The sequence below is a fragment of the Robiginitalea sp. genome, assembly GCF_982776155.1.
In genome coordinates, this window is the sequence record NZ_CEXZKX010000001.1 from 422,181 (window position 1) to 435,074 (window position 12,894).

Annotated in this window: 7 protein-coding genes; all 7 read left to right on the top strand. The window is 57.9% G+C overall.

The annotated features are described in order from the left end of the window. Positions 1-10 precede the first annotated feature (10 nt). The 7 genes from AC3DKS_RS01680 (at position 11) to AC3DKS_RS01710 (ending at position 12,836) form a co-directional block, all read left to right on the top strand. The gene (locus tag AC3DKS_RS01680; RefSeq protein ID WP_272607236.1) at positions 11-856 is read left to right on the top strand and encodes an alpha/beta hydrolase; all 846 of its coding nucleotides are present in this window, start codon (positions 11-13) and stop codon (positions 854-856) included. Positions 857-879: 23 nt separating this feature from the next. After that, entirely contained in the window at positions 880-2,199 is a 1,320-nt protein-coding gene (gene tilS, locus AC3DKS_RS01685; protein ID WP_272607237.1) for a tRNA lysidine(34) synthetase TilS, read from the top strand. Then, positions 2,178-4,181 carry a protein-disulfide reductase DsbD family protein gene (locus tag AC3DKS_RS01690; protein ID WP_272607238.1) on the top strand — a complete coding sequence of 668 codons (2,004 nt, stop codon included), beginning with the start codon at positions 2,178-2,180 and terminating at the stop codon, positions 4,179-4,181. The genes tilS and AC3DKS_RS01690 overlap by 22 nt, the downstream gene beginning before the upstream one ends. A 75-nt stretch (positions 4,182-4,256) precedes the next feature. Then, the gene (locus AC3DKS_RS01695) at positions 4,257-6,668 is read left to right on the top strand and encodes a penicillin acylase family protein (RefSeq protein ID WP_015754832.1); all 2,412 of its coding nucleotides are present in this window, start codon (positions 4,257-4,259) and stop codon (positions 6,666-6,668) included. 72 nt (positions 6,669-6,740) lie between these two features. After that, entirely contained in the window at positions 6,741-9,563 is a 2,823-nt protein-coding gene (locus AC3DKS_RS01700; RefSeq protein ID WP_272607239.1) for a TonB-dependent receptor, read from the top strand. 59 nt (positions 9,564-9,622) lie between these two features. Continuing rightward, positions 9,623-11,005 (top strand): DUF4249 domain-containing protein, encoded by a 1,383-nt coding sequence (locus AC3DKS_RS01705; protein WP_187289165.1) that lies wholly within the window; start codon positions 9,623-9,625, stop codon positions 11,003-11,005. 76 nt (positions 11,006-11,081) lie between these two features. Beyond that, positions 11,082-12,836, top strand: coding sequence for a hypothetical protein (locus AC3DKS_RS01710; RefSeq protein WP_015754835.1), 1,755 nt, complete (start codon positions 11,082-11,084; stop codon positions 12,834-12,836). The last annotated feature ends 58 nt before the right edge of the window (positions 12,837-12,894 follow it).

The window sequence follows — 12,894 nt, forward strand, 5'->3', positions numbered from 1 at the left end:
AACCGCAGAAATGCCGGAATTCAAAAAGATTGGCTATGTCGAGGAATGGGCAGGTGTCCGAACACGCGTTTACCAGTACGAGATTGTGGAACCCCGCGGGTGCGTGGTCCTGGTCCACGGCTTTGGCGAGTATGCCGGGCGGTATGAATCCGGTGTGGTGCCCAACCTGTTGCAAGCCGGCTGGGCGGTCCTGACTTTCGATTTGGTGGGCCATGGGCACTCCGGGGGAAAACGCGGGCACTGCCAGGGGTACGGGCAATTGATCGGGCAGGTGTCGGCAGCATACGAGAAGGCGGGTCAATTGTACCCCGGCCAACCCCGGGTGCTCTACGGCCACAGTTTAGGGGGGAACCTGGTACTCAACGCTGTCCTGCGGGGTGCGGTGTCTCCGTCAGGCGTAGTGGCCAGCAGCCCGTACCTGCGCCTGGCATTCCAGCCCCCTGCCTGGAAGCTGGCTGTTGGGAAAATCCTGCTGCGGCTCGCTCCCAGCGTAACCTTGCCGGCAGGCCTGGACCCTTCGGGGATCTCCTCCCAGCCGGAAGAAGTAGCCGCCTACAAGGAAGATCCGTTGATACACGACCGCGTGAGCCCCAACTATTCCCTGCCGGTAATTGCAGCCGGGGAGTGGGTGCTGGAACACGCGTCCGATTGGAATATTCCCCTGCTGATAGCACATGGGGGCGACGACCCGATTATTGATCCGGAAGGCAGCCGGATTCTGAACCGACGCGTGCCGGGCAGCAAATTACTCGTACTGAACGGCAATCGGCACGAGCTGCACCACGATCGGGGTAGGACGGCGTTTTTCCAAGCAGTTTCCGATTGGTTGGAGGCCCTGGCTGTTCCGCCCCAATGATATTTATCCGCTAACTTTGCAACATGCTGGAGGCCTTTAAATCCCATTTATCCGCTGCGTTCCCCGAACTGATGAGTTCCTCGTTCCTGCTGGCTTGCAGCGGGGGCCTGGACAGCATGGTGCTTGCACACCTCTGCAAGGATGCCGGCCTGGAGTTTGAACTGGCCCATTGCAATTTCAACCTTCGGGGTGAGGCCAGCGAAAGCGACCAGGAATTCGTCAGGGAAACCGCTGATAAACTAAGGATAAAAACACATATAAAAAGCTTTGATACAATTGGTTATGCAAATCAAAATAAAGTGTCAATTCAAATGGCAGCCCGCGCATTGCGCTACGAGTGGTTCGATCAGTTGACGGCTTCGGAAAACCACCTGCGATATATTGTCACAGCCCACCATGCCGACGACGCCCTGGAAACATTCCTGATCAACCTGGGACGGGGGAGCGGCCTGGAGGGCCTCTGCGGAATCCCGGCGCGCACAGCCAACATCCGAAGGCCGTTGCTGGCCTTTTCCCGGGAAGACCTGGAGGCCTATGCGGAAACTGCCCGGATAGCCTGGAGGGAAGATGCTTCCAATTCGGAAACCCGCTACCTGAGGAACCGCTTGCGCCACGAAGTGATCCCGGCTCTGAAAGCCGCTTCCGGGGGGTTCCTGGATCAATTTGGGAATAGCGTCCGGCACCTGGATGGTTCCCGGGCCCTGATAGAGCGGTACATGGACGGCGTTTTTCGCGAAGTAAGTCGGGAAAGCGATGGGGTCCTTGTTTTTTATATCCCGGCACTCCGTGCCTTGCGCCCCCGGGAAGCCCATCTGCACGAACTATTCCGGGACTACGGATTTACGGATTGGAAGGCCCTCGGCCGCCTGCTGGAATCCGAAACCGGCAGGGAGGTCCAAAGCCCGACCCACCGGCTACTGAAGCACCGGGACGAGCTGCTATTGAAACACAGGGAGCCGTTGGACAGGGGCCCCTGGTCGTTCGACCCGCACAACCCGGCAGCGGGCCTACCCATCGACCTGACGGTTGAGGAAGTAGCGCAAATGCACCGGGCGGGCAAAGAAGTACTATACGTCGATAAAGAAACGTTAAAGAAAGAGCTCACCCTTCGCAAATGGCAAAAAGGGGACTATTTTTACCCTATCGGACTGAACGGGCGGAAGCGCGTCTCCAAATTTTTAAAAGATGCCGGGCTGAGCCGATTTGACAAGGAAACTGCCTGGATACTTTGCAGCGGCAAAGACATTGTCTGGGTGGTAGGCCACCGGGCAGACGACCGGTTCAAGGTGACGGAGTCCACCCGAAAAATCCTCAAGATTACATGGCAAAAAAAATCATTCTGAATAGCATTGCCTTTTTGCTGGCCCTGACAACCTGGTCACAGCTTCCCGTTTCAGGGGGGGTCGAGGATCCGGTGTCCTGGTCCCATTCGGTGGAGCAGGTCACGGACAGTACGTATGTCCTCCATTTCCGGGCAGATATCGAAACAGACTGGCACTTGTATTCCCAACACACGGCCGAAGGCGGTGCGCTCCCTATTGAATTCGAATTTGAGGGGGTCGGAAACACCTATGAATTGGTGGGCCCGGTTACTGAAAGTGAAACGCATACGGCATACAATGAAATTTTTGAGGTAGTCGAGACCTTCTTTAAGGAAAGCGCCCATTTCACCCAGGAAATTGTCGTCTCGGATGCGGATTTGTCCGCTGTTCGGGTCAACGCATACTACCAGGTGTGCAAAGAGGTTTGCATTCCGGGGGAGCACCAGTTCGTGTTTTCCCTGGACGGTTCGCAAACCCAAGTGGAGACCGGGGCAGGGGGGCCTTCCCATCCGGAACTTTCCGGCTCCCTGAAGCTGGACCTGAAAAACGTGGCAACCCTGCAGGCTTCGGGCTCCCAGGGGGCGGCAGGAGGGGAGAACCCGCTCTGGGCCCTTTTTGGCCTGGGGTTCCTCGGCGGTCTGATCGCACTGCTGACCCCTTGCGTTTTCCCAATGATCCCGCTCACGGTTTCCTTTTTCACCAAGCAATCCGCCAACCGGTCCCGGGGGGTTGCCAATGCGGTCTTCTACGGAAGTTGCATCGTGCTCATCTATTTTTTGCTCAGCCTGCCTTTCCACCTCTTTGATTCTGTGGATTCGCAGATATTGAACTCGATTGCCACGAATATCTGGCTGAACCTCGTTTTCTTCCTGGTTTTCGTCGTGTTTGCATTTTCCTTTTTCGGGTATTACGAACTGACACTCCCGGCTTCCTGGGCCAACCGGGCCGATGCGGCTTCCGGGCGGATCGGAGGGGCTGTTGGCATATTCCTCATGGCGCTTACCCTGGCCATTGTGTCCTTTTCCTGTACGGGCCCCATCCTGGGGGGGCTGCTGGGGAGCACTGCCCTGGCGGAAGGGGACGTTGCGACCAACCTGACCCTGGGGATGCTGGGCTTTGGCCTGGCATTGGCGCTGCCGTTTGCCCTGTTCGCCCTGTTTCCCTCCTGGCTGAGCCGATTGCCGCAATCCGGCGGCTGGATGGAAACCGTTAAGGTGGTCCTGGGCTTCCTGGAACTCGGATTGGCCTTAAAGTTCCTGTCCAATGCAGACCTCGTGGGCCATTGGGGCATCCTGAAGCGGGAGGTCTTCCTGGCCCTCTGGATTCTATTGGCCATTGGCCTTGGAGGCTACCTCCTCGGTTGGTTCCGGTTTGGTAAATCCCGACCCCGCACGCGGGTGGGCCTGGGGCGCGGGCTGGGGGCCTTCCTGTCATTGGTATTCGCCGCTTATCTGGGCTACGGGCTTGTGAGTGGGTCGCCCCTGAAACTGCTCAGCGGGTTTCCTCCCCCGGATTTCTATACCCTGAAGGAATCCCCGACAGATTGCCCCCTGGGGCTCGACTGCTACAAGGAATTCGACGCCGGGCTGGAACAGGCACGGCAGACAGGCAAGCCGATCCTGCTGGATTTTACGGGATGGGCTTGTGTCAATTGCCGTAAAATGGAGGAACAGGTATGGAGCAACCCGGAGGTATTCCGCCTGCTGGACGAGGAGTATATCCTGATATCCCTCTACGTGGACGACCGGGAGGAATTGCCTGAATCCGAGCAGTTCGTCTTTCGTTTTGACAGTGGGAGAACCAAGCGGATCCGTACCGTTGGCGATCGGTGGAGCGCCTTCCAAACGGCTAATTTCGGGGCGGTATCCCAACCCTATTACGTGCAGTTGTCGCCGGATTTACACATCCTCAACCCGGCGATCCAGAATACGGATACCCGGACCTACAGGGATTGGTTGGTTTCAGGCCTTCGGGCGCAGGAACAAGTGGCCGGAGCCCCCTGATCGCGGTTTACCGATTCTTTTTCAAATTTCAAGGGATTCCGATTATCTTTAATCGGAACAACTGATCCTATCCCATTGAAAATCCTCCGAAAATTTCTCAAATTCCTCCTTGCCCTCCTGGTGGTATTACTGGTGGCAGGCTTTTTCTTTGTCCAGCACCTGAAGCCGGAGTATTCCGGTACGGAGAAACTGCCCGGCCTGGCCGACTCGGTACGGGTGGATTACGATGTCTTTGGCATTCCGCATATTTTTGCCAATTCCGAAGCCGATGCGCTGCGGGCACTGGGTTATGTCCACGCCCAGGACCGCCTCTGGCAGATGGAACTCCTACGGCGCGTGGGGAGGGGCGGGTTATCGGAAGTGTTCGGTTCCCGCACCCTTGAAACCGACCGGTTTTTCTTGGCCCTCGGAATCGACGAATCGAGTCGGGAGACCGTGGCCAGCCTGAATCCGGGAAGTCCGGCCGCAGAACTCACCCGCGCCTATCTGGAAGGCGTAAATGCTTTTATAGCAAATGGACCGACTCCCCTTGAATACTACCTGACCGGGCTCGAGAAAACGCCTTTTACGATGGTGGATGTATACAACACCATCGGGTATATGGCATTTAGCTTTGCCATGGCCCACAAAACAGACCCCTTCCTGACCGGGATAGGGGAAAAGCTGGGCGGGGAGTACCTCCGGGAAATACTCGAAGCCCCCGGCACTCCCACCACCCGTATCCCGGTATACGACTCCCGGGATACCTTAAACAGGGATACAGCCAATACGCTGGCCTTGTCGGTAGGGGGAGATATCCGCCGAATCCTGGAACCCCTGCCTATGCCCATGCTGGAGGGCAGTAATTCCTGGGTAATCTCGGGCCAGCGCTCCAAGAGCGGTAAGGTGTTGTTTGCCAACGACCCGCACATGGGATTTTCGCAACCCTCCGTTTGGTATGAAGCCCATATTTCCCTGTCGGATTATGAAAAATACGGGTACCACATGGCCGGATTGCCGTTCCCGCTCCTGGGCCACAACCGGGAGGTCGCCTACGGGATGACCATGTTTGAGAATGACGATATCGATTTTTACCGGGAAACCACCGACCCGGCCGACAGCATGCAATATATGCGCAATGATGGCTGGCACCGGTTTCAGCGAATACATAAATCCATTGCGGTTAAGGATGGGGATTCGGTTGCCTTTTCCTATCTGCGATCTAACCTGGGGCCCGTAATGAACGGGGTGATCGACGCCCTGGGGGAGCAACCCCCGGTGTCCATGTCGTGGACCTACACCCAGGGGGAAAACCGTTTGCTGGAAGCCCTGTACGGTATGAGCCACGCCTCGGACATAGCGGGTTTTGAGCAGGCCGTAGGCCTTATTCACGCCCCGGGGCTGAATGTCATGTACGGGGATGCCCGCGGGAATATCGCCTGGTGGGCAGCCGCCCGCCTTTACCGGTTGCCGGATTCGGTCCAAACAAAGGCCCTTCTGGACGGGCAGTCTGCTGGCCCCGGATTCAGCAGCCCGGTGGAATTCCGGGATAATCCGAAGGCCATCAACCCGCCCCGGGGCTATGTCTATTCGGCAAACAACCAACCCGACAGCACAGGTGTGGGAGTCATTCCGGGCTATTACCTGCCGGAGAACCGGGCCAAGCGTATTGAGGCCTTGCTGGAGGCCCGAACCGACTGGGATGCAGCGGGCGTTGCGGACATGCTCCTGGATGTCACCTCCCCGGTAGATGCGGCCGTCATCGCCGACCTGTCCCGCCATCTGGATATTACCACCCTCAACGACAGCCAGACCGAATGCGTGGATGCCCTGAACAACTGGGATGCCAACTACGGTGTTGAAAAACAGGAAGCCTTGCTGTACCACCGGTGGGTGTACCACTTCCTGCGGGAAACGTTTGCCGACGAATTGGGAAAGGACGGGTTTGAATCGCTGTTGCAGACCCACCTGGTCAAGAAACTGATCGCCCGGATGGCATCTCGTGAAAATTCGGTTTGGTGGGACGATGTCCGGACGGAGGACATTACCGAGACAAAAACGGAGATCATTAGCCGTTCGTTCCGGATGGCCATGGCATCGGTAGAAGCGGATTTTGGCGCGGATTCTGAAAATTGGCGATGGGGCTCCGTCCACCAGCTGGAAATCCGGCACGCGATGGGAAGCGTCCCTGCCCTGGGGTGGCTGCTCAATGTGGGGCCCCGCAGGGTCCCCGGTTCCCGGGAGGTTATCAACAATCTGGCTTTTGTCTATGACTCCACCGGCGTCTATCCGGTTACTTCGGGGCCTTCCACCCGTCGGGTAATCGATTTTTCGGATCCGGCAGGGAGTAGGAGCATCCTGCCCACCGGGCAATCCGGAAACCCGTTCAGCCCGCACTATAAGGACCAGGCCACGCGTTTCGCCTCCGGGGAATACCGCCCCATGTTATTGGATACGGAGGCTATCCGGGAAGCCTCGGAAAACACGCTCAGACTGATTCCCGAATAACCGGGGGCGAACATTTTACAGGGCTATCGTTTTATCCGCTATATTTAGGTTTGGATAGCTAGTTATTTTTTCATGTCGGAAACCTTCCGTAGTGGGATCCCTTCTCAGGTTTACAGCCGCTTATTCCTGATTCTGGCAATTTGCATCCTGGCATCGGCCCCCGTCCGGGCGCAGCAGCCTCCGGATACGCTCCGCATGGACTTCGCCTTTACCGGGATGAAACCCGTCGATGCCCTGAAAGAGCTCTCCAGGCAACAGCAGCTTACCATCTTCTATGTAGCCGATTGGCTGCCGGATTCCCCCCTGAGCCGTTCCTACCGGGATGCCACGATGGGGGACATCCTCGACGACCTCCTGACGGGTACCGAACTCAATTATTTCCGGTACGACTCCCACACGATTGCCCTGACCCGCAATAGCCGGATTTACGACGAGTTGCCGGAGGGTTTTTTCGGAACGCCAATCGAACGCAGGCCGGAAAACGACGAACCCTCAAGGCCTCCGGCACCCCTGCCGATTTTTGTAAGCGAGGAAACCCAGCCGGAGGAAAGGCAGGTGGAAACCGTCCGTATCGGGAGGCAAACCCCCGGGCAGGCAGCGGATTTGTATACGCTCGAAGGATATGTCCGGGAACGGGAGTCCAGGATGCCGGTTGCGGATGTCGCCATCCTGATTACCAACCGGGGCCTGGGCACGGCTACCGATGCCAATGGGTATTACCGCCTGGAACTGCCCCCCGGTCTCCAGGAATTGCGGACGCGTTTTATCGGGATGGAACCGGTCCGCAGGCAGGTAATCCTATACAATAGCGGTCAGCTGGACCTGCTGGTGGAAGAAGCGGTGGAACAGCTCGACGAAGTGGTAGTGCAGGCCGACGCGGACCGGAACGTGGAGGCCGTAACGGCGGGAACAGACCGGATCGATTCCGAGGAGAGTAAGGATATTCCCCTGGTGCTGGGCGAACGCAACCTGCTCGAGGTTGCCGCTTCCCTGCCGGGGATTTCAAAAGCCGGGGAAGGCGCTACGGGGTTGAACGTCCGCGGCGGCCGTACCGATCAGAATCAGTTCCTGCTGAACCACGCACTGGTGTATAACCCCACGCATTTTTTCGGGATTTTCCAGGCACTCAACCCGTTTGTAACTGAGAGCGTGGATATTTACAAAGGGTCCATCCCAGTGGAATTCGGGGGCCGGCTCAGCGCCGTGTTCGATATCCGTACGGTAGACGGGGACACCCTGGACCTTCGGGGCGAGGGGTCAGTAGGCCCGGTTACGGCCAACCTGGCCTTTGAAATCCCCGTAAACAAGGGGCGCTCTTCCCTGGTCCTGGGCGGGCGGGCCGCCTATTCCGACTGGATCCTCCGATCTGTGGGGGAAGAGCGGCTGAGCGGCACAGAGGCTTCTTTCTATGATTTTATCGCCACCTACACAGACCGGATCAATTCCCGCAACCAATTGAAGGCCACGGCCTATTACAGCAAGGACCGCTTCAGCATTACGCGCGATTCCCTGGTGGGTTACAGCAACCGGGCTGCATCCGTTGCGTGGAACCATACCTTTGACGAGCGGAACCTGGCTACGTTTACGCTGGCCAACAGCCGCTACGCCTTCGACATCGGATTCGACGGGGAAGCCAACACGGATTTCGACCTGGGGTATTCGGTGGAGGAGACCGAACTCCGGGCGTGGAACCGATTCCGGATGAACAAGTGCCACCAACTCACCTACGGCCTGGCGGCCAAATACTATCGGGTCAACCCCGGGATCCGAACTCCGGCGGGGCCGGATTCCGACGTGGAACCCACGCAAATCCCCAGGGAGCAGGCATTGGAAGGGGGGCTTTTCCTCTCGGACCGGTTTACCGTAAGCGACCGCCTGGAACTGGAGGCCGGCGTGCGGTATTCCTTTTTCGGCGCATTGGGCCCGTCCCGGCAGCGGGAGTATCCCGAGGGCCAGCCCCGGGACCCGGGTACGGCCACAGACACGCTGTCCTTCGGGAGCGGGGATTTCGTCAAAACCTATGGGGGGCCGGAAATCCGCGCTTCGGCCCGTTACCTGCTGGCTCCCGAGCTCTCCCTGCGCGCGGGGTACAGCAACATGTACCAATACATCCATACGTTGACCAACACCACGACTGTTTCCCCCATCGATACCTGGAAACTCAGTGACTACAACATCCGCCCCCAGAAATCCCGGCAGGTGAGCCTCGGGATCTTTAAAAACATCAATGAAGCCGAGATCGAGGTAAGCCTGGAGGGTTATTACAAATGGTCGGAAGATGTACTGGACTTTAAAACCGGCGCCCGCCTGCTCCTGAATGAAGAAGTGGAAACCGAAGTGATTCAGGGGGAAGGGCAGGCCTATGGCCTGGAATTCCTCATACGCAGAAACCGGGGCAGGCTCAACGGCTGGCTGGGGTATACCTACAGCCGGACCCGGGTGCGCTTCGACAGCCCGTACCCTTCGGAGCAGATCAATGACGGGGAGTTTTTCCCGGCGAATTTCGACCGGCCCCACGACCTCAGCCTGGTGGCGAATTACCGTTTTACCCGCCGCTACAGCCTGTCGATGAACTTCTCCTACCAAACGGGCCGGCCGGTGACGTACCCGGTGGGTCAGTATTATTTCAACAACTCCGAATACGTGCTCTACAGCGACAGGAACAAATTCCGGATCCCGGACTATATCCGCCTGGACCTGGGCATCAATATTGAGGGGAACCACCGGAAGGAAAAGCTCGCCCACAGTTTCTGGACTATTTCCGTTTACAATGTTCTTGGGCGCAGCAACCCCTACTCGGTGTATTTTGTCTCGGATGGCGGGGAGGTCAAAGCCTTGCAGAGTTCCATATTTGCCATACCGATCCCGTCCATCACCTATAATTTCAAGTTTTGAAGCGATACAGCAACATATCCCACTCCGAATGGGGGCACAGCCTGAAAACCCGGTCCCCGTTGCCGAAGCTCCTTAGGGCGACTGCCCGGGTGCCGAAGCTCCTGAGGGCGGCTGTCTGGTTGCCGGTACTTCTGTTGTTGCCCCAACTGGGTTGCGTGGAAGAAGTGGATATAGAAACAGATGATGCGAGTATTCAGCAGGCGCGCAATGCGCTCGTGGTAGAGGCAACCCTCACGGATGAGCAACGCACCCAGGAGGTATTGCTTTCGCGCGCAGCCGATTTTGAAAACGACAGCATCGTGGAATTTGACGAAGAGGACCCCAGCACGTACATCATCCCCGACCTGGATCCGGCCAACCGCCCCATTTTATATGAAACCGGGGCCACCGTGACTGTGACGGATGATTCCGGCACGGTGTATCCATTTGTGGAAGGCGACCCCGGGAGGTATTTCTCCCAGGCACCCTTTGCCGCCCAGCCCGGGCGCAGCTATCAATTGCGGATTACGCTCCGGGGCGGCCAGCGGATCGTCTCAGAATTGGAAACCCTGGCCGGAACAGCCACCCTGGACGACCTGCGGGCGGAACGCGCCAGCGACCCGTTGCAGGGTGAGGGCATCCGCTTTCTGGTGGACGGTACGTCCATCGGTGGTTCGGATGCTTTTTTCCGGTACACCTTCGAGGAAACCTTCCGGGTGGTAGCCCCGCTCTGGAGCCCGCAGGAATTTGTGCTCAGCGATTACGACCCCTGTGCCGATCCGGTGGAGTACACCTTGGAAATCGTCAACCGGACGGAGGAAAACCAGGTCTGTTACCGCACCGAAGCCTCCAGCGCGATCGTACAGGCCTCTACCGCGGGCCTCGCCGGGGGGCGGTTGCGGAATTTTCCGGTGCATTTCCTCTCCCGGGATACCTATAAAATTGCCGAACGCTACAGTATCCGGGTACGCCAGCTGGTTGAAAACCGGGAGGCCTATTCGTACTATGACCGCCTGCGGAACTTCTCCCAGGAAGGGAATGTATTTGCCCAGGTTCAGCCTGGGTTCCTGCAGGGCAACCTGCAACCCGAAGGAGCGGCCCCCCTGTTGGTGATTGGGTATTTCTCGGTGGCTTCGGTGAGCGAAGAACGGATTTTCCTGAATTATGAAGATTATTTCCCGGGGGAGCCCGAACCGCCGTTTCTCGTACCCTGTTCGCTCTTATCCTCCCCGGAGGCCCATCCCACCTATTGCCCGGCGGAACCGGTCCTGGGTGGATCGGGAGGTGGCTGCCCGCTTTCCGTAATAGAGTTGCTGGACCTGGGGGGCCTGATCAGCTATTACTCGGACAACAATGAAACCGTGGTGACTTCCTGCGCCGGTCCCCATGTTTACGTGCCCCGGGTTTGCGGGGACTGCACGGTGTTGGGGAGCAACCAGGCCCCGGATTTTTGGATTGAATGAGCTGAAGCCTATGGAATTGAAAAGACATATCATTGCTGTTCTTCTTCTTCTTCTGGGAACCTTGTTTATACCTGCTGTGTCCACCGCGCAGGTGGTGATCCGGGACCAGGCCGAAAATGAGGTGCTGCGGTCTGCCCCCCTGGAGACGCTCTACGCCCATACAAGCGCAACGCTCCTCTTTCCGGGCGAATACCTCTATTTCAGCCTGTACTGCATCGACTTGCAGACCTACCGGCTGAGCGCGGCCAGCGCGCTGGCCTATGTACAGCTGACCGGGGAGGACGGCGGTGTCTACCTGCGAAAAAAAATCCGCCTCAGGGGTGGCCGTGGGCAAGGGGAATTATTTATCGGCACGGAAATCCCCTCCGGGGCCTATAAATTGGTGGCTTATACCAACTGGATGCGGAACGGGGGGCGGCAACAGGTATTTATGGCGGATGTCACTGTGATCAACCCCTATCGGCAGGATCAGTCGGCCCTGCTCGGTGACGTTCCCGGCCCGGAAGGGGTACAGGGGGAAGATCCGGCGACTGCGCTCCCCGGACCCGATTCAGCCCCGCCGGACCGGCCGGGCACGCGCGTAGGGGCTGATGGCCTCGAACTGGAAACGGACACTGCGGTGTACGGCCCCCGCGAATGGGTAACACTCAGGCTGAGAAATTACCGGGGTGCCCGGGGATACGGTCATTACTCTGTCAGCATAGGGAAGGTCCCGGATCTGCCAGCCCTCCCGGCACTCACCGCTGAGGCCTATTCGGAAAGGTATCCGGATATGTTTCGGAGGATACCCCAGGGGGTGGGGGACACGGTGGCTCTCCCCGAGCAACGGGGGGAATTGATTGGCGGGCAGTTGTTTGGAAGCCGGGGTGAAGAACCGATAGCGGACGCCTGGTTGGCACTGTCATTCCCCGGGGACAATTTCCAGCTTAAAATGGCCCAAACGGACCCCTTGGGCAGGTTTTTCGCCTACCTGGTGACTCCTTTTTCCGGATCAAAGTGGATTGCGCAGGTCCTGGATTCCACCCAGGGAAGTTATACGATCCGCGCATTTTCAGCCTGGGAAAACTTCGAGCCCGAGAATTTCAGGTCCATAGCGATCGATTCGAGCATGTACGGGGCGGTCCGACAAAGGAGCATCCACAACCAAATCGCCAACAGCTACAATGAAATTACACCGGATACCGTAGTGGCCCCGGGGGAGGAAGACCCCTATTTCGGGGAAATTCCAACCGTATACAACCTGGATGAATTCACGCGTTTCCCCTCGCTCCGGGAGACCCTGGTAGAGATTGTCCAGCACGTCTGGATACGCCGGGAAGCTGACGGGAGCCGGACTTTTTGGGTGCGGGCTCCCCTGGACCCGGCGGGGAGCGAGTACACGGAGGATCCGCCCCTGGTTACCGTCGATGGCGTCCTGGTGGCAGACCACGATGTACTCCTGGACTTCGATGCCCGGCGCATCCGCCGCATTCGCGTATTGCGTGAAAAAAAGCGGCTCGAAAACCGCACATATCAGGGCATGGTGGCTATTGAGACCATCGGGGGAGATTTTGCAGACTACTGGTCATCGCCTTCCGGCCAGGTATTTCCCTATAATCCCCCGGCTCCCGTGAAGCGCTATTTCCGCCAGGGGGAAGGGCCGTCACACCATCCGGACTACCGCTACCAGTTGCTTTGGGAACCCCGGGTGGAACTGGAAACCCAGATGTTGGAATACCGCTTCCGCACCTCGGACGTACCGGGCACTTACCAAATCCGACTGGAAGGGTTTACTACATATGGCAAGCCGGTAACCCTTGTCGGTTACCTGCAAGTATCCGAAAGGGAATAATCCGCAACTGAGTAATAAAACATGAAGAAGCGGGCTGCAGGCCCTTTTCAGAACGGGC